This window comes from Pseudomonas sp. NPDC089401, assembly GCF_044749485.1.
Lineage (GTDB): Bacteria > Pseudomonadota > Gammaproteobacteria > Pseudomonadales > Pseudomonadaceae > Aquipseudomonas.
This window is the reverse complement of record NZ_JBIVIA010000004.1, coordinates 330660-350359: the sequence shown is the minus strand read 5'-3', so window position 1 is coordinate 350359 and position 19700 is coordinate 330660. Positions and strand designations below refer to the sequence as shown.

The window sequence follows — 19700 nt, the reverse complement described above, 5'->3', positions numbered from 1 at the left end:
ACTTGAATGAAGAATGCTGGCCAATGCCGCCGTGCCGCCACATACTCGGGCATTCGTTGGTACACGGAGGTCTCTCATGCGGCGCGTGGTGTTCAATCAGAAAGGTGGCGTGGGCAAGTCGAGCATCGCTTGCAACCTGGCGGCAGTCAGCGCCAGTGAAGGTTACCGGACCCTGCTGATCGACCTGGATGCCCAGGCCAACTCGACTCAGTACCTGACCGGCCTGACCGGTGACGACATCCCCATGGGCATCGCCGACTTCTTCAAGCAGAGCCTGTCCACCGGGCCGTTCAGCAAGAAGAACAAGGTCGATATCTACGAAACCCCGTTCGACAACCTGCACGTGGTCACTGCCACCCCCGAACTGGCCGACCTGCAGCCCAAGCTCGAAGCCAAGCACAAGATCAACAAGCTGCGTAAGCTCCTCGACGAACTGGACGAAGACTACGAGCGGATCTACATCGACACCCCGCCAGCCCTGAACTTCTATGCGGTTTCCGCGTTGATCGCGGCCGATCGCGTGCTGATCCCCTTCGACTGCGACAGCTTCTCGCGCCAGGCACTGTACGGCCTGCTGGCGGAAATCGAAGAGCTCAAGGACGACCACAACGAAGACCTGCAGGTCGAAGGCATCGTGGTCAACCAGTTCCAGTCCCGCGCCAGTTTGCCTCAGCAGATGCTCGACGAGCTGTTGGCCGAAGGTTTGCCGGTGCTGCCGGTGTACCTGGGCAGCTCGGTGAAGATGCGCGAATCGCACCATGCCAGCTTGCCGCTGATTCACCTGGAGCCGCGGCACAAGCTGACCCAACAGTTTGTCGAGTTGCATTCGTTGCTAGAGGAGAACGGCTGAAGATCACGAGGCGTAATCGCTAAATCCCCTGACTGCGCACCCACTCCAGCAACGATTGCAGTGGAAACGCTCCGGCCTGACGGCTCACTTCGCGGCCGTTCCTGAACAGGATCAGGCTGGGGATCGAGCGAATGCCCAGTTGTCCGGCAAGATTGCGGTTGGCCTCGCTGTCGAGCTTGGCCAGGCGGCAGCGCCCGCTAAGCTGGCGGGCGGCTTGTTCGAAGGTGGGGGCGAAGGATTTGCACGGGCCGCACCAGTCGGCCCAGACGTCGATCAGCAGCGGCAGGTCGCCCTTGATCTGGCTGGCGTAGTTGGCCTCGCTGAGTTCAAACGGGGTACTCAGCAGCACGTCCTGTTTGCAGCGGCCGCATTTCGGCGCGTCGCCCAGGCGGGCGGCGGGCAGGCGGTTGAGGCCGTTGCAGTGGGGGCAGGGGATTACCAGCGGGTCGGTCATATCATCTCCAGTATGGTTATCACGGATCCCCTGTGGGAGCGGGTTCACCCGCGAACACCGGCAAAGCCGGTGCCATGCACCGCGTCGCATTCTTCGCGGGTGAACCCGCTCCCACAGGGATCGCGCCAGCTTTCAGAAATTGAGCAAGGTAGTTGTTCTCAGGAAGAGCAGCTGATTTCCAGGTGTTTGCCCCACTCCGGCGGCCGCTCGGCATAAGCCTGCATCCCTGGCTGTTCCTCGAACGGCCGGCTCAGCACCTGGTGCAGCCGGCGCACTTCACTGTAGTCACCCGCTTCGGCTGCTTCGATGGCCTTTTGCGCCAGGTAGTTGCGCAGCACGTACAGGGGGTTCACCGCGTGCATCCGCTCGCGCCGCCCCTCGGCATTGCTGGCTTCACGCTCGCAGCGGGCCAGGTAGTCCGCGCCCCAGGCATCGAAACCGGCCAGGTCGACGAAGTCTTCGCGCACCACTTTCAGGGCTTCGGCCAGCGGCTGCTCACCCAGCCTGCGGAAGAACAGGTTGTAGTCCACACCGCCGCTCTGCATGCGCTGCAGCAGGCGTTCGACCAGGGCCATGTCATCGTCCTCGGCCGTGGTCAGGCCCAGGCGTCGGCGCATCAGGTCGAGGTAGTGCGCCTGGTACAGAGGCAGGAACAGGCCCAACGCTTCCTTGAGCGCCTCCACCTCGATCACCGTGGTCAGGGCCTGGGCCAGGGCGCTGAGGTTCCAGTGGGCGATCGGCACCTGGTTGGCATAGCTGTAGCGGCCACGATCATCGGAGTGGTTGCAGATGAAGTTGGCGTCGAAGTCATCGAGGAAGGCGAACGGGCCGAAGTCGAAGGTGATGCCGAGGATCGACATGTTGTCGGTGTTCATCACCCCGTGGCAGAAGCCATAGGCCTGCCAGCGTGCGATCAGCTCGGCGTTGCGCTCGACGATGGTGCGGAACATCGCCAGGTAAGGCTGCTCGGCGTCGCGGCATTGCGGGTAGTGCTGCTCCAGCACGTGGTCGATCAGCACCCGCTGCTGCTCGGGCTGCTTGGTGTAGTAGAAGTACTCGAAGTGGCCGAAGCGCACGTGGCTCTGCGCCAGGCGGGTGAGCATGGCGGCGCTTTCACGGGTTTCGCGCCATACCGGGGTGCTCGAACCGATCACGCACAGCGCGCGGCTGCTGGGGATGCCGAGGGCATGCAGGGCTTCGGAGGCGAGGAATTCGCGGATCGACGAGCGCAGCACGGCGCGGCCGTCGCCCATGCGCGAGTAGGGGGTCTGGCCGGCACCCTTGAGGTGCAGGTCCCAGTGTTCGCCGCGGTCGTTCAGCACTTCGGCCAGCAGCAGGCCGCGGCCGTCGCCCAGGCGCGGGTTGTAGGAGCCGAACTGATGGCCGGAGTAGACCATTGCCCGCGGGTCGGCCTCTTCCCACAGCTTGAGGCCGCTGAACAGTTCGGCGAACACTGGCTCATCGGCCTGGGCCGGGTCGAGGTCGAGCAGGGCCATGGCCGACTCGCTCGCCACCACCAGGCGCGGCTCGGCGATCGGCTCGGGCAGGACCTGGGTGGAGAACGCATCGCCCAGGCGGGCGAAGCGGTTGTCGAAGGTGAGTTGGTCGAGGGCTTTCACGCGCTGCTCCTGGAGATCGGTGCCAAGGGGGCCGCGTTGCGGCCCTTCGCGGGTAAACCCGCTCCCACAGGTACGGCGCTGTTCTCAAGACCGGTGCTGTCCCTGTGGGAGCGGGTTTACCCGCGAACGAGGGCGAAGCCCTCGCAGGGGATTTTGCACAGAATAAAGTATTCGAGCCCGTTCAGGCCGAAGCAGTGCCATCGGATTTCGGCTGTTCCATCGGGATCAACTGCTGCTTGCCACCCTTGGTGTCCATCAGGAACACCTCGACCTGGCGCACCGAGATCTTGATGTTGTGGGCCTTGAACTCGCGGTTGATGTAGCGGTTGAGCTCGTCCAGGGTCGGGTTGCGGTCGCCCAGGTCGCGCACGTGCATGCGCAGTTCGTGGTCCAGCGAGCTTTCGCCGAAGTTGAGGAAGTACACGATCGGCTCGGGGTCCTTGAGCACCCGCGGGTTCTGGTGGGCGCCCTTGAGCAGCAGCTCGCGCACCAGGTCCAGGTCCGAACCGTAGTCGATGCCCAGCTTCAGGGTCACCCGGGTCACCGTGTCGGTCAGCGACCAGTTGATCAGCTGGCCGGTGATGAAGGTCTTGTTGGGGACGATGATGTCCTTGCGGTCGAAGTCGGTGATGGTGGTGGCGCGGATGCGGATCTTGCTCACCGTGCCCGAGAGATTGCCGATGGTGATGGTGTCGCCGATGCGCACCGGGCGCTCGAACAGGATCATGATGCCGGAGATGAAGTTGGCGAAGATCTCCTGCATGCCGAAGCCCAGGCCCACCGACAGCGCCGCCACCAGCCATTGCAGCTTGTCCCAGCTGACCCCGAGGGTGGACAGGGTGCTGACGATGCCGACGCCGACGATGGTGTACGACAGCAGCGTGGTGGTGGCGTAGGCGCTGCCCTGGGCCAGGTTCAGGCGCGACAGCACCAGCACTTCCAGCAGGCCCGGCAGGTTGCCGGCCAAGGCGAAGGTGATGCCGACGATCACCAGTGCGCCGAGCAGGTCGCCGAGGCTGATCGGCACCATGCTGGCGGCGGCACCGGTGCCGCTGGTGTATTCGTAGAGGGTGAAGTTGTTGAGGTAGGCGAACACCGAGATCAGGTCCGACCAGACCCAGTACAGGCCGGCGATGAAGCCGCCGAGCAGGGCCAGGCGGATCAGGCGCAGGGACTGCTGGTTGACCTGCTCGATGTCCAGGGTCGGCTCTTCGCTGACTTCGCCGTCCAGCCCTTCCTTGGCCGCCGCCCGTTTGCTCAGGGCGCGCTGGTAGGCCAGGCGCCGTGCCGCCACCGACAGGCCGCGGACGAAGGCGGCCTCGATCACCAGCCAGAACATCAGCAGGTACAGGGTGTAGATGAGCCGGTCGGTGAGCTTCAGGGCGGTGTAGTAGTAACCGAAGCACACCGCCACGAACAGGGCGATGGGCAGGGCGGTGAAGGCCACCCCGACCGCCTTGCGGAACAGCGAGGTGTCGCGGTGCGCCGGGCTGCTCAGCAGCAGGCGGCTGAGCAGCCAGGCCATCAGCGCGTAGCAGGCCAGCACCACGCCGATGCCGAGCACGTCGTCGGCCAGCGCCGAAGGCTGGTGTTCGGCCACCGCCACCACACCGACCAGGAACAGCACCACGGTGCCCAGGCGGCGCACCCAGCCGCGCAGGAACTCGACCTGCGGCTTGTGCCAGCGGAAGTGGATCTCCGCCACGCCGCCGGGGGCGAGGATGCGGTAGGCGGTGTAGAACACCAGCCAGGCCTGGGCCAGCTGCCAGAGGGCGGCGCCGAGGTTGGCGTTCTGCCCGCGGGCGTCGATCTGCAGGGCGTAGCTGCACAGGGCCAGGCCCAGGCTCACCGGCATCGCCAGAAGGATGTTGATCAGGATCGCCTGGGGCGTGTGCCACTGGCTGTCACGGCGGAAGTGGCCGATGTCCTGGTGCACCTTGCCCAGGCGCTGGTACAGGTACTTGCGCCGCCACAGCAGGGCGCCGATCGCCAGCAGCAACGGCAGGAACAGCAGCGGGCGCTGGATCAGGCCGTCGGCCAGTTCGGTGATGCCCGAGCCCCAGGGCAGGCTCGCGACCTGGTCGGCAAAGCGTTGCGGCACGTAGCTCAGCCAGTCCCAGTCCAGCGGCTTGTTGCTGGGGATCCAGAACATCTGTTCGTCGAGGGTGGTGCGCAGGCCCTGGGCGGTGCCCAGCAGCTGCTTCTGGTTGAGCTGCAGGGTGATCGATTCGTTGAGCAGCGCCGACAGTTCGCGGTTGAGCCGCTCGAGCAGGTCGCTGCGGGTGATCGCCACTTCCAGCAGGGCCTTGCGCAGTGGCGGAGTGACGTCTTCCTGGGGCTGGCTGGCCAGCAGCTTGTCGACGTAGGTCACCGGGCTGCTCATCTGCTCGCGCTGCTGGTTGACCTCGAACTGGTACAGGCGGATGTCGGCGATCTGGTCGGCCAGGTCACGGTCGAGCCGCAGGTGCGGCAGCGCCTGCTTCTGCTTGTAGAGGATCTTGGACAGCAGCAGGCTGCCCTTGAGCACGCTGATCTGCTCGTCCAGGGCCTGGTCGGCCTGGGTCAGGCTGTCGAGCTGCTGCTTGGTGCGCAGGTTCTGCTGGGTCAGTTCGTTGAGGCGGTCGGTGCTCTTGAGCAGGTAGTCCGACAGCTTGAGGTTGGCCGCGCTCTCGCTGGCCAGCAGGGTGCTGCCGCCGGCCTTCTGCGCTTCGATCGACTGCTGGGTGACGGTCTGCTGGGACTGGGCCAGACGCTTTTCGTTGATCAGCGTCTGCAGGTCCTGGATTTCCTGCTCCAGGCGCGCGGCACGCTCGATCAACAGGTCGTGGCGGGCATTGCCCAGGTCTTGCAGCAGGCCGTTGCCGGCCAGCTCCTGGCGACGCAGCAGGGTGGTGGCATTGAGCGCGGCCAGTTCGGCGTTGAACTGGTTGCGCTGGTCGGCGCTGATCGGCTTGCCGCCGTCCTTGCCGCTCTTGAGGATGTTGTTGATCTGCTGGGTGCGGGTCTGGTTGCTGCTGATCTCGGCCTGGGCGCGCTCGGGGCGGGTCTGGGAGTTGATGATCAGGCTGTTGGCTTCGGACAGCGCCTTCTGCAGTTCGCCCTGCAAGGTGTTGCGCTCGCTGAGCAGTTGTTCCAGCTGCGGCACCGTGAGGCTGGCGTAGCGCTGGGCGACCGGCTGCGGCTTGCTGTCCTTGAGCTTGGCCAGTTCCTTCTGGCTGTCGGTGGTTTCCTTGGGCGCGCTGACCAGCTGCTGCTTGAGCGCGGCCAGCTTCTTCTCGTTGTCGTCCTTGCCGGCCAGCAGCGTCAGGGTCTGTTCGAGCACCTGCTGCAGGGCCTTCTGGTCGGCCTCGGGCAGCTTGCGCTCGGCGATCTTGTCGAGGCTGTTCTGGATGCTGGCGGTGGTCGGGGCTTCGGCCGCGGTGGCGGCAAAAGAGAGGGACAGGCACAGCCCGAGCAGGGCTGCGCGAAGGTGCACGCGCAGGGACATAGGCAGACTACTTTGGATCGGGCGGAAACGGAGTTTAGAGGAACAATCCTGGTCCGGGTCGCGTTCCTTCGGGGAATCTGACGCCGACTTTCTGGATCTTGTTCCCGTCCATGGTCGCCACGGTCCAGATGGTGCCGTGCCATTCGACCTGATCGCCTACTACTGGAGCGCCTCCGACCTTCTGTCGGATGAACTGCGCCAGGGGCATTTTCGCGTCCAGGCCGTCCAGTTTCAGGCCATAAAGGGCTGCCACTGCGCCGAGCTCTGCATCGCCTTCGAGCACGAAGTCGCCGAAGAAGCGCAGGTCCAGGCCACGCTGCGGTGCCTGGCTGAACAGTTTGCCCAGGGCCGGCAGGTTGTGCTCGTGACCGATCACGCAGAGCATGTCGCCGACTTCCAGCACGGTACTGCCGGACGGGTGCAGCAGTTGCTCGCCACGGAACAGCGCGGCGATGCGCGTGCCCTCGGGCATCTTCAGCTCGCGCAGGGCGGCGCCGATGCACCACTTTTCCGCACCCAGGCGGTAGACGAACAGCTCCCACTCGCTGGTGATGTGCACTTCCAGCGCCGAGCGGGAAATCGGCGCCGGATCCGGCGGTACGGTGACCTTCAGCAGCTTGGCCATCCACGGCAGGCTGGTGCCCTGCACCAGCAGCGACACCAGCACGATGAAGAACGCCAGGTTGAAGAACAGCTGGGCATCGGGCAGGCCGGCCATCAGCGGGAACACCGCGAGGATGATGGGTACCGCACCGCGCAGGCCGACCCAGGAGATGAAGCCCTTCTCGCGGCCATGGAACGCCTTGAACGGCAGCAGTGCGGCGACCACCGACAGTGGCCGCGCCACCAGGATCATCCACAGGGCCAGGCCCAGTGCCGGCAGGGCGATCGGCAGCAGGTCGTGGGGCGTGACCAGCAGCCCCAGCACCAGGAACATGCCGATCTGCGCCAGCCAGGCCATGCCGTCGAGCATGTGCAGGATGCCGTGGCGGCTGCGGATCGGCTTGTTGCCCAGCACCAGGCCGCACAGGTACACGGCGAGGAAGCCGCTGCCGTGCAGGGCGTTGGTCAGCGAGAACACCACCAAGCCGCCAGCGACGACCAGGATCGGGTACAGGCCGCCGGCCAGGTTGATGCGGTTGACCAGTTGCAGCATCAGCCAGCCGCCGCCCAGGCCCAGCAGGCTGCCGATGCCGAACTCGCGCAGCAGGTGGGTCAGCAGGCTCCAGTGCAGGCCGGTCTGGCCACTGGCGATCATGTCGATCAGGGTGACGGTGAGGAACACCGCCATCGGGTCGTTGCTGCCCGACTCGATCTCCAGGGTGGCGGTGACCCGCTCGTTCAGGCCCTTGCCGCCGAGCAGCGAGAACACCGCCGCGGCGTCGGTGGAGCCGACGATGGCGCCGATCAGCAGGCCCTGGATCAGGCTCAGATCGAACAGCCAGGCGGCCACCAGGCCGGTCAGGGCAGTGGTGATCATCACCCCGACGGTGGCCAGCGACAGTGCCGGCCAGAGCGCCACGCGGAAACTCGCCACCCGCGTACGCAGGCCGCCGTCGAGCAGGATCACCGCCAGTGCCAGGTTGCCCACCAGGTAGGCGGTCGGATAGTTGTTGAAAATGATGCCGCCACCATCGACCCCGGCGACCATGCCGACGGCGAGGATGATGACCAGGATCGGGATGCCCAGGCGCGACGACAGCGAGCTGACCAGGATGCTAGCGCCCACCAGCAATGCGCCGATCAGGAACAGGCTGTTGATGGTACTGGCATCCAAGGGCAGGTACTCCGGGGTGGCGCGGAAAAAAGGACTGACTGGCAAGTCGCGTGCCAATCGATTCTAACCTGATGAATTGGCAGCATGTAAAGCGTTTCTGCAGATGTAGAAAAGGCACCTCGGTGGGTGCCTTTTTCTCGCTTGCCTGGGAGGGCCCTTTCGCGGGTGAACCCGCTCCCACAGGGGAGATCACAAGGCCCTGTGGGAGCGGCTTTAGCCGCGAAGAGGCCGGGGCAGGCTTATGCCTGCTTCACTTCACGCATGGCTTTGCCCTTCACCGGTGCACCTTCGGCCTTGTAGTACTTGGCCGTGCTGCGCGCCAGAGGCTTGCGGTTGCGGATCTTGTCCGAGATCTTCTCGGCGATCATGATCGTGGTGGCGTTGAGGTTGCCAGTGATGATGATCGGCATGATCGACGCATCGACCACACGCAGGCCCTTCATGCCGTGCACGCGGCCTTCGCCGTCAACCACTGCCATGTCATCGGTGCCCATCTTGCACGAGCACGACGGGTGGAAGGCGGTTTCGGCGTGCTCGCGGATGAACTTGTCCAGCTCTTCATCGGTTTGCACGTGCTCGCCCGGGCTGATCTCGCGGCCGCGGTACGGGTCCAGCGCCGGCTGGGCCATGATTTCGCGGGTCAGGCGGATGCCGTCACGGAATTCCTGCCAGTCCTGCTCGGTGGCCATGTAGTTGAACAGGATGCTCGGGTGCTGGCGCGGGTCCTTCGACTTGGCCTGGATACGGCCGCGGCTTGGCGAACGCATCGAGCCCATGTGCGCCTGGAAGCCGTGTTCCTTCACGCCGTTGGAGCCGTTGTAATTGATGGCGACCGGCAGGAAGTGGTACTGGATGTTCGGCCACTCGAACTCGGGGCGGGTGCGGATGAAACCACCGGCCTCGAACTGGTTGCTGGCGCCGATGCCGGTGCCGTTGAACATCCACTCGGCGCCGATGGCCGGCTGGTTCCACCACAGCAGCGAGGGGTACAGCGACACCGGCTGGGTGCAGGCGTATTGCAGGTACAGCTCGAGGTGGTCCTGCAGGTTCTCGCCGACGCCAGGCAGGTCGTGGACCACCGGGATGTCGAGGCTTTCCAGCAGGGCGCGCGGGCCGACGCCGGAGCGTTGCAGCAGCTGCGGCGAGGCTATGGCGCCGGAGCTGACGATCACTTCCTTGCGTGCACGGGCTTCGACGCGCTCTTCGCTGTCGCCGACCAGGTAGGTCACGCCAACGGCGCGCTTGCCGTCGAACAGCACGCGGTCGCTCAGGGCGTGGGTGACGATGGTCAGGTTCGGGCGCTTCTTGGCCTGGTCCAGGTAGCCGCGGGCGGTGCTGGAGCGGCGGCCGTTCTTGGTCACCGAACGGTCCATCGGGCCGAAGCCTTCCTGCTGGTAGCCGTTGAGGTCTTCGGTGCGCGGGTAACCGGCCTGCACGCCGGCTTCGACCATGGCGTGGAACAGCGGGTTGTTGCCCGCCTTCGGCGTGGCCACGCTGACCGGGCCTTCGCCGCCGTGGTAGTCGTTCGGGCCGATGTCGCGGGTTTCGGCTTTACGGAAGTACGGCAGGCAGTCGAGGTAAGTCCAGTCCTCGAGGCCTGGCAGTTCTGCCCAGCCGTCGAAGTCCATGGCGTTGCCGCGGATGTAGCACATGCCGTTGATCAGCGACGAGCCACCCAGGCCCTTGCCGCGGCCACATTCCATGCGGCGGCCGTCCATGTGCGGTTCCGGGTCGGTCTCGTAGGCCCAGTTGTAGCGGCGGCCCTGCAGCGGGAAGGCCAGGGCGGCCGGCATCTGGGTGCGGAAGTCGAAGCGGTAGTCGGGGCCACCGGCTTCGAGCAGCAGGACGCTGACGCCGGCGTCTTCGGTCAGGCGGGTGGCCAGGGTGTTACCGGCGGAGCCTGCTCCGACGATGATGTAATCGAATTCTTGGGACATGAATGTACCCTCGTGTTGGCGGTGGACAGGGAGCGGGAACGCCCGTGCGCAAGGGCACGGGCGGGGCTGGACAGGGCCTTAGAAGACCGAGTTGTAGCCGCCCAGCTCGACCTGGACCGACTTGATGCGAGTGTATTGAGCCAGCGAGCTGACGCCGTTCTCACGGCCGACGCCCGACTGCTTGTAGCCACCGACCGGCATTTCCGCCGGCGATTCGCCCCAGGCGTTGATCCAGCAGATACCGGCTTCCAGCTGGTGGATGATGCGGTGGGCGCGGGAGATGTCGTTGGTGCAGACACCGGCGGCCAGGCCGTAGTCGGTGTCGTTGGCGCGGCGGATGACTTCTTCTTCGGTCTCGTAGGTGAGGATGCTCATCACCGGGCCGAAGATCTCTTCCTTGACGATGGTCATGTCGTCGCTGCAGTCGGTGAACACGGTCGGGGCCACGAAGGCACCGTTGGCGAAATCGCCTGCAGTCAGACGCTCGCCGCCGCACAGCACGCGGGCACCTTCTTCTTTGCCCTTGGCGATGTAGCCGAGCACGCTTTCCATGTGCTGGAAGCTGACCAGCGGGCCGAAGTTGGTGTTTTCGTCTTCCGGGTTGCCGACGCGGATACGGGCGACGCGCTCGGCGATCTTGGCTTCGAAGGCAGCCTTCATTTCAGCCGGGATGAACACGCGGGTGCCGTTGGTGCAGACCTGACCGGAGCTGTAGAAGTTGGCCATCATGGCGATGTCGGCGGCCTTGTCCAGGTCGGCGTCGGCGCAGATGATCAGTGGCGACTTGCCGCCCAGTTCCATGGTGACTTCCTTGAGCGACGAGCTCGAGGCGCTGGCCATGACTTTCTTGCCGGTGGTGGTGCCGCCGGTGAAGGACACCTTCTCGATGCGCGGGTGCTCGGTCAGCCAGGAGCCGACTTCGCGGCCGCTGCCGGTGAGGACGTTGAACACGCCGTTCGGCAGGCCGGCTTCGGTGTAGATCTCGGCCAGCTTCAGGGTGGTCAGCGAGGTGACTTCCGACGGCTTGAAGATCATCGCGTTGCCGGCGGCCAGGGCCGGGGCGGACTTCCACAGGGCGATCTGGATCGGGTAGTTCCAGGCGCCGATACCGACGGTCACGCCCAGCGGCTCGCGGCGGGTGTAGACGAAGGACGATTCGCGCAGCGGGATCTGCTCGCCTTCGATGGCCGGTACCAGGCCTGCGTAGTACTCGAGCACGTCGGCGCCGGTGACGATGTCGACGTAGCGGGTTTCCGAGTACGACTTGCCGGTGTCCAGGGTTTCCAGCATGGCCAGCTCGTCGTTGCGCTCGCGCAGGATGTCGACGGCGCGGCGCAGGATGCGCGAACGCTGCATGGCGGTCATCGCGGCCCAGACCTTCTGACCGCGCTCGGCGCTTTCCACGGCCTTCTCGACGTCAGCCTCGGTGGCACGTTGCACGTGGGCGAGGACTTCGCCGGTGGCCGGGTTGATGGCCTCGAAGGTGGCATCGCTGCCAGCGTCGACGTAAGCGCCATCGATGTAGAGTTTTTGCGTTCCGAAACGGGCCATAGTGTCCTCGCAAGTGCAGTGTGTGGTTGGCTTGCGCGTCACGCTCCTGCCGGGTTGGCGTGAGCCGTGCGCGCTGGGTCAGCGGCCTGGTCGGTGGTGTCCAGGGTGAGCTGTTTAGCCAGTTGTAGATCCATGTATTCGTATGCAATCCGTATCGCCTGGCCGGTGTCGAATGCATCACCCGACAGGGCACCACGCAGCCACAGGCCGTCGATCAGGGCCGCCAGGCCGCGGGCGGCCTTGCGCGCATGGTAGGGCGGCAGGGCGCGGCGGAACTGGCAGCACAGGTTGGAATACAGGCGGTGATCGTTGATCCGCTGCAACCGGTGCAAATCGGGCTGGTGCATGCTGGAAGCCCAGAAGGCCAACCAGGTTTTCATTGCCGGGCCGTTCACCTGGCTGGCATCGAAGTTGCCCTCGATGATCACTTTCAGGTGGGCACGCGGGCTGTCGTCCGTCAGGGCCTGGCGACGTGCTCGAACGCCTTCGTTGAGCATGTTCATGATGTAACCCATCGTCGCTGCGATCAGGCCGTTCTTGTCCCGAAAGTAGTGACTGATGATGCCGTTCGACACACCGGCCAAACGGGCAATCAGCGCAATGCTGGCGTCCCCCAGTCCGACCTGATCGACCGCCTGCAACGTGGCTTCGATCAACTGCTGGCGGCGGATGGGTTGCATACCGACCTTGGGCATCTTGCTATCTCCTCAGGCCCAGCGAGCAGACGACAGGCGGCTGACTCGGCGAAGGCCAGTCTATTTTGTTTTGATTGAACGTTCAATCAATAAAGAATAAGCTCTGCGACAATTTGTGCCATTGACAGTTTTTCAGGCGGTCGAGAAGGCACGGATTGACACCCCAGGAAATCGCGTAACCCCCGGAATACAAGGCGTTGACGGGCATGAGCGATGCGAAATGCAGATTCTGCCGTACGGTCACTGGCCCTGCGACAGGCCCTTGGAGCGGGCGGGGTGATCTGTGACGAATGCGCGCACCTCGGTCGAGATGCGGCATTTTCAACAGGCCACCTGTCTGTTTTTTGCAACGTATCGATTCGGGATCGCGGTTTCCAGGGTGCTTTTATAACACCTGACGCAGTGGGGACATTCCACCAATTGCTCGGGAAGACTGATTAGCCTCCACAAGCCGTACTGCCCGGAGCATTCGTGCAATGAGTTCTGCCTCACTTACCAAGCCCCCCGCCGAGAGGGTACGGGTCAACCGCGTGGTGTTCTTCACCTCCGCGCTGATGATCCTCGTTCTGACTGCCTTGCTGATCGCTGTCCCCGAAACCGCCGGCCAGGTGCTGGGCGTGGCCCAGAAATGGCTGACGCGCACCTTCGGCTGGTACTACATGCTGGTGATCTGCAGCTACCTGCTGTTCGTCGTCTACCTGGCCTTCTCCGACTACGGCAAGCTCAAGCTTGGCGGCAAGGACGACCAGCCCGACTTCAGCTACGGCGCCTGGGCCGGCATGCTGTTCTCCTCCGGTATCGGCATTTCGTTGCTGTACTTCGGTGCCTCCGAGCCGCTGGACCACTACTTCAACCCGCCCGAAGGCACCCCTGCCAGCCTCGAGGCCGCACGTCAGGGCCTGCAGCTGACCTTCCTGCACTGGGGCCTGCACGGCTGGGCGATCTACGCCCTGGTCGGCCTGGCCGTGGGTTACTTCGCCTACCGCCACAACCAGCCGCTGGCCCTGCGCTCGGCGCTGTACCCGCTGGTCGGTGAACGCTGGGTCAAGGGCGCAGCGGGCAATGCCGTGGACATCTTCGGCATGTTCGTCACCCTGTTGGGCCTGGTGACCAACCTCGGCATCGGTTCGATGCAGGTGGCCTCGGGCCTGGAATACCTGTTCGGCATGGACCACAGCAAGACCAACCTGCTGGTGGTGATCCTGGTGATGGCCGGCGTGGCCACCGTGGCCGCGGTCTCGGGCGTGGAAAACGGCATCCGCCGCCTGTCCAACCTGAACATCATGCTGTTCAGCGGCCTGCTGATCTTCGTCCTGCTGGGCGGCTCGACCCTGCACCTGCTCAACGGCTTCGTGCAGAACGTCGGCGACTACCTCAACGGCATCGTGCTGAAGACCTTCGACCTCTACGTGTACGAAGGCGAAGCCGGCAAGTCCGAGCGCTGGCTGGGCCTGTGGACCGTGTTCTACTGGGCCTGGTGGATTTCCTGGGGCCCGTTCGTCGGCATGTTCATTGCCCGTATCTCCAAGGGCCGCACCGTGCGCCAGCTGGTCAGCGGCGTGCTGCTGATCCCGCTGGGCTTCACCCTGGCCTGGCTGTCGATCTTCGGCAATACCGCGCTGGACCTGGTGATCAACCACGGCGCCGTGGAGCTGGGCAAGACGGCGCTGGAACAGCCGTCGATGTCGATCTACCAGCTGCTGGAATACTTCCCGGCGGCCAAGATCGTGATCGGTGTGGCGGTGTTCGTCGGCTTCGTGCTGTTCCTCACCCCGGCCGACTCCGGCGCGGTGATGATGGCCAACCTGTCGTGCAAAGGCGGCAAGGTCGACGAAGATGCGCCGCACTGGATGGTGGTGTTCTGGTCGGTGATCATCACCCTGGTCACCATCGGCCTGCTGTTCGCCGGTAACTTCGAAGCCATGCAGACCATGGTGGTGCTGGCGGGGCTGCCGTTCTCGGTGGTGCTGGTGCTGTTCATGTTCGGCTTGTACAAGGCCATGAAGCAGGACGTGGTGGTCGAGCAGGAGCGTGCCGAGCTGGCCGCCCGCGGCCGCCGCGGCTTCAGCGAGCGCCTGACCCAGCTGGAGCTGCAGCCGACCCAGGCCGTGGTCCAGCGGTTCATGGACAAGCACGTCAGCCCGGCGCTCAAGGAAGCGGCCGCGCAGTTGCAGACCCTGGGCTTCGAGGTGGAAACCCGCGTCGGCCAGGCGCGCGACATGATGGGCCTGCGGGTGATGATGGACGAGGGCAACCCGTTCGTTTACGAAGTGAGCCTGGACGGCTACATGGCCGCGCCGAGCGAGGCGCCGGTCGAGGGTGAGCCGGAGGTGCGCCAGCGCTTCTACCGTGCCGAGGTGTACCTGCACGACGGCAGCCAGGAGTACGACCTGATGGGCTTTGCCCCCGAGCAGATCGTGCGCGATGTGCTGGACCAGTTCGAGAGCCACCGCCAGTTGCTCGGGCGCGTCTACAGCTGACTGAAAGGCAGGCCACCCTGGTGGTCTGCCTGAGCAGTATCTAACACCCGGTTCGGCAGCGCTTCGGGACTCTTGTGGTTTGCCCCGAAGGAGTTCCAGAGCGATGCCGAATCCCGCCCCATTCGATCTCAACCATGCTGTCGCCGCACAGTTCGCCAGCCGCCCGACCCTGCGCCAGGTCGCAGGTGCGCAGGTGATGAAGGTGATCACCGGGCACTACCCCCTGCTCGCGGTGCACCGCCCTGGGTTGACCTGCGCCGAGCCGCTGCTCCTGATGTCCCGGCAGGCGGATGGATCGTTGCGCAACCAGCCGTTGGTCGATGTGGTGCTGCAGGCCATGCTCGAACCTGAACCGCTGGTTTTCAGCGTCGACGACCATCTCAGCCTGGCACCGCCCCGGCGCCTGTACGCCATCGAGGACCGTTTCGAAACGGCCGAGGGCGACCGCATCGAACCGGCGCCCCTGACCGATGCCATCAACGCCTTGCTACCGATGCTGCCGTGGCATTTCCAGCAGGCGCAGATCGATTACTGGAATGGCAACGGTGAGCTCGACCGTGACCTGTGGCTGCAACAGGTATTGCGCGCAAGCCTGCTCGACGGCCTTGCGGACCAGACGCTGGACGATGAGCAGCGTGGGGTGCTGCGCGACCTGCTGATGGGGTACGGCGAAGGCATCGAGGTGCAGGTGGTAGAGGTGACCCTGCGCACTGGCGAAGGCAGCCATGACGAGCGACTGCCCGGATTGCTGGTCATGGCTGGCAACGAAGTTCGTCAGCTGACGCTCTGGTGCAGCCCCGATGGGTTGGTGCGCGGGTTCGATTCGCCGGGCGCCTTCGGCATCGCCCTGCAGCTGCAGATGGCGCGGCGCTACCAATTCGAGGCATTGCACTGGAGGGGCTTGCAGATCGAGGGCGAGACCTTCGCCCTGTACAGCTCGATGCTGCTGGAAATCCTGCTCGCGCGCTGCGCTCGTCTGCGCTGGAGTTCGATCGACACCATCGCCCAGCTGGACGCGCTCTATCACCAGGCCACTGACCCGGCCGTGTTCTTTGCCGAACGCAGTGCCGCATGGCCCACGGCACCCGGCCTGGCCCTGCCCGGTGGGCTGCGACGGGCCGCCAAGGACGACCAGAGCGCCTACCTGCAAGCCATGATCGACCTGTCGCTGCTGCAGCAGCGCGGCCCTGACGTCGACCAGCCGGACACCGTACCGAGCCTGCAGGCCTATGCCGCCAGGCGCTTGCGCGAGCAGATGCTGGCCGACCACCCGGTAGACGCCAACTATTTTCCCGACGATCTCATCCTCACGGTCGATACCTTTGTCGGCGATGGCCATGGGCTGGGTTTCGGCCAGAAGATCGGCAGCAAGACGATGTCGCTGACGGCGCTGGCGATCGGCCGTCTGAATGCCACCGCCGAGGGCATCGTGACGCATGTCGCGCACCGTGAAGGCCAGCTGATCATGCAATGGATGACAGTCGACTACATCAATGACCTGGTGGCGCGGGTGGACATCGGCGCCAGTTACCCGATCCATGTCCGGTCGATCATTGACGATCCGCTGGGCCGTGACGCGCGCGTCGCCACCTTTGCCAGGCACTGGCGCATCGCGCTGCTGTTCGATGCCGCCCGGGCGCGGGTGGTCAAGCGGCTCGACAGGCCCACCTATGACGTGCTGGCGAGGTTTTGCCGCGCAGGTCGGCACGGTGCAGCAGGCATTCGCATCGCGCCACTGGCCTTCAAACGCTCGCCGACCTCGAGGCTGATCGACCGGGCCCATGGCTTCTATGTGATCGAAGTCATCGAAACCGGCGCGCTCCTGCTCTATTGCCCGTTGTACAGCAACAGCGCCCTGCTGCAGTACCAGGACATGCAGGCGTTACGGGCCGCCATCGGCGCAGCGGGCGAATTGCAGGACCGGGTGCTGACCTGGCTCGAACAAGGCCAGCGAGCGGTCTACGACCATGGCGGTTTCAATGAACCCCATCTGCCCCACTGGCTGCCCGACCCTTACACGCCTGTGGAAAAGCCCGAGCCGGTTCGAGTGCTGTTGCAGTTCTGGAGCGAGGACGTGGATCGCCAGCTGTTCGAGGCCAAGGGCAGGATGTTGATCGAGCTGGCCGATCGCAGCACCCTGAGCAACAGCGCCTTGCGCTGGCAATTGGTCAGCGTGTTTGCCTGGACGCTTCTGAATGTCGCGATGCCCTTGGTGTCGGGGCCTTTGGCCTCGGTGGCCTGGTTGTATACAGGGATCCGCAGCCTGGTCGAGGATGTGCAGGGGCTGGTCAGCGAGCACGCAGGTGAGCGGGCGCTGGCCATGGTCGATGTGCTGAACAACACGCTGATGGGCCTGATTCATCTGCAGACACCCAGGCTGGCCGCTCGCCCGGCGCTGCAGAGGCTGCCGCCCGCGCGCCTGGCGGGGCCACCTGCCGCCAAGGGTATCGAGGTGTCATCACTGCCTGCGCCGACCCAGGGTGCGTCTGTCCCGGTCGGCAGCTTGCAGGCCGCCGCCTCTGCACACCTGGATTTTTCCTGGCGAGGCGCCGGTGGCCTCAATGGTTTTTCAGCACGCCAGCGCAGCAGCCTGCGGGCCTTGGCCGCGAACGTGTCGCTGCAAGGGCGGCTACCCCAGGCCGAGGGAGAGGCGGCTGGCCTGGTGATGATCGAGGGCAGCGGCTACCTGGGATTGGACGGTGGTGTCTACCAGGTAGGTTTCGCGCAAGGCGAGGCTTTCATCGTTGGCCCCGACGGCAGCGCAGGGCCCCGGTTGCTGCGCGATGGCAGCACCTGGCGAGTGGACACCCGCCTGCGCGGGGGCAGCGGCCGCTCGGCCGCCGTGCAGGCGCGCTTGCGCAAGAAGCTGACCGGTCCCATCGACAAGGCACTGGCCGAGATCGCGAGGTATATCGAGGCGGGCAAGAACGCCGTGACCGACTTCCAGCTGCTGACCGGGAAGATGCACGATGCGCGCGATGCCATGGACAAAGTCGGCGCGCGCCTTGGCATGTCACCACCTGCCGACCCGCAGCAACTCGCCCAGTTCCAGCAGGCCAATGCGCTGTTCACGCTCAAGTACCAGCAACTCGCCGAACAGATGCTTACCTTGCGCCAGCAGGCGCTGGACAAGGTCGAAGGGGTGTTCAGCCACTATGTCGAGGCCGAACGAACCACCATTGCACTGCTGGACAATCGTATTTGCCGGCCAAGCAACGAGCTGACAGCAGGCGCCCGGGAAACCTTGATCGACGTCCGCCGCAACCTCCTCGTCTATGGCCAGTACATTTACGATGAGCGCCTGGCACTGGGCGGCTTCCAGAAATACGATGAGCTCACCCAAGCGCTCAATGGTGCCGGGGTTGAGCACAGGGCTGCGATCTACCAGGCCTACAGGGCCCTGCTCGAGAAAATGGTGCAGGAGCAGCCCGCCATCATCAAGGTCTCCAGCGAGCTGGACCGGCTGCTGGCCGTCACCGATATCGACATGCAGTTACCGTACGGCACGAGCACCAGAAGCGTCGCCCAGATCATCGCCAGCCGAAGCACCACGACGGTCAGCATCCGCTTCTTCCAGGCCATGCACCTGATCGAGTTGAGCCTGCAGCCGCACGGCAAGGCAACCGTGCAGCACTACATGATCTTCCGCGAGGCGCTATCGGGCAGGCGGCTGCGGGTGGCTGCCCAGGCCCATCACCTGCTGATGTACAGCGACCTGCCCGTGGCGCAACGCATCGAGGTGCTGCAGAGTGCCTGGGACGAATACCTGGCAGCCATTCTCAACGGGGAACGGATCAAGGCATTCGGGGGTGACCTGATCGACATCCCGCGCCTGGAAAGCTACAGGCAGCAGATGATCGAATTGAAGACCATGGCCGGTGAGTCGCTGGTCCAGGCCATGCGCGAGCAAGCCAAGGGCGAAGTGCGAGGTTCCCAGCGGGCAGTGTATCCACCGCGGAGCCTGCAGGTGGCCCATACCCGCGCGGGGCAGATTGTGCTCGGCAGTGAAGTGACGGTCGACGGGCAGCCCGAGTTGCAAGTGCTGGGTACGTTCAGTCGTGAAGTGGTGCACCGTTTCCACAAGGCGGATGGCGCCTGGGTGGAAACGGTCGCGTCCCTCGATCTCGGCACCGGCTCGCAGGCCTTGCCGCCGGAGTCGATGGCCGGCAACCGGGAAGTGGCCGAATCCATGTTGGCGCAGAACCCGCGGGTCATCGCCCAGGCCAGAGCGCTGGTGGCCAGGGACTCGGACGATCGGGGGCTGGCGTCCATGCTCGACGGGCAGATCAACGAAATGGCCGAGCTGCGTGGGCAATTCGCCGATGCCAGGCAAGCGGGAGAGCTGGTGGAGCGCCTGGACCAGGCGTTGCTTCAGCTACGCCAGGTCAGGCGCGATTGCCTGGTCGAACTGTTCACCAGAACGGCCTACCCCAGTGCCAGGGGCCTGGCGTTTCTCCATCAGCAAGGGTTGCTCGAAGTCGACTACCTCGGGCCCCGGCATGCGGTTTCCGATGGCTATCTCGACGAGTATCGGGTCAAGCTGCTGCAGGCGCCGGGTGACTTGAACGGCAAGCCACTCTGGGCCGCGCACTTCCACTTCGCCGACTCCCAGGCGGCGCCGACGGCCTTTGGCAAAGGCCACCTGAAACTCTGGAAGCAGCGCAAGCAGGGTTACCGGGAACAGATGACAGCAGCCGACGAAGGCCAGGTGCTGTACATCTACCGGGGTAACCTGACCTATGCACAGGCCAAGGACATCATTCCCTTCAACAGCTATTGAGTACGCAAGGCGGGGGATGAACCCAATCACTATGTAACGCCGGTGGCGCGGACGCCTGACGCAAGCTAGC

Annotated in this window: 10 protein-coding genes; 3 read left to right on the top strand and 7 right to left on the bottom strand. The window is 64.8% G+C overall.

All coding sequences use genetic code 11. The features are described 5' to 3' along the window. Positions 1-76: 76 nt before the first annotated feature. A complete protein-coding gene (locus tag ACIP21_RS11985) occupies positions 77-850 on the top strand; it encodes a ParA family protein (RefSeq protein ID WP_400687591.1) in 774 nt (257 codons plus the stop codon). Between the two features lie 19 nt (positions 851-869). Here the strand turns inward: ACIP21_RS11985 and trxC are convergent, their stop codons facing one another. The 7 genes from trxC to betI form a co-directional block, all read right to left on the bottom strand. Beyond that, entirely contained in the window at positions 870-1304 is a 435-nt protein-coding gene (trxC, locus tag ACIP21_RS11980; protein ID WP_400687589.1) for a thioredoxin TrxC, read from the bottom strand. Between the two features lie 158 nt (positions 1305-1462). Further along, positions 1463-2923, bottom strand: a complete 1461-nt coding sequence (gene selO, locus ACIP21_RS11975; protein WP_400687587.1) for a protein adenylyltransferase SelO — start codon at positions 2921-2923, stop codon at positions 1463-1465. A 181-nt stretch (positions 2924-3104) separates the two neighbouring features. Next, on the bottom strand, positions 3105-6410 hold the full coding sequence (gene mscK / locus ACIP21_RS11970; RefSeq protein WP_400687585.1) for a mechanosensitive channel MscK: 3306 nt from the start codon (positions 6408-6410) through the stop codon (positions 3105-3107). Positions 6411-6444: 34 nt separating this feature from the next. After that, complete coding sequence (locus ACIP21_RS11965) at positions 6445-8187, bottom strand: potassium/proton antiporter (protein ID WP_400687583.1); 1743 nt, start codon at positions 8185-8187, stop codon at positions 6445-6447. A gap of 239 nt (positions 8188-8426) precedes the next feature. Continuing rightward, positions 8427-10124: a choline dehydrogenase gene (gene betA / locus ACIP21_RS11960; RefSeq protein ID WP_400687581.1), complete on the bottom strand. Its 1698-nt coding sequence runs from the start codon at positions 10122-10124 to the stop codon at positions 8427-8429. A gap of 78 nt (positions 10125-10202) precedes the next feature. After that, on the bottom strand, positions 10203-11675 hold the full coding sequence (betB, locus tag ACIP21_RS11955) for a betaine-aldehyde dehydrogenase (protein ID WP_400687579.1): 1473 nt from the start codon (positions 11673-11675) through the stop codon (positions 10203-10205). A 38-nt stretch (positions 11676-11713) separates the two neighbouring features. Then, a complete protein-coding gene (betI, locus tag ACIP21_RS11950; RefSeq protein ID WP_400687578.1) occupies positions 11714-12370 on the bottom strand; it encodes a transcriptional regulator BetI in 657 nt (218 codons plus the stop codon). A 533-nt stretch (positions 12371-12903) separates the two neighbouring features. Between betI and ACIP21_RS11945 the strand changes: the two genes are divergently transcribed. Continuing rightward, positions 12904-14850: a BCCT family transporter gene (locus tag ACIP21_RS11945; RefSeq protein WP_400687988.1), complete on the top strand. Its 1947-nt coding sequence runs from the start codon at positions 12904-12906 to the stop codon at positions 14848-14850. A 103-nt stretch (positions 14851-14953) separates the two neighbouring features. Then, complete coding sequence (locus ACIP21_RS11940; protein ID WP_400687576.1) at positions 14954-19630, top strand: hypothetical protein; 4677 nt, start codon at positions 14954-14956, stop codon at positions 19628-19630. Positions 19631-19700 lie beyond the last annotated feature (70 nt).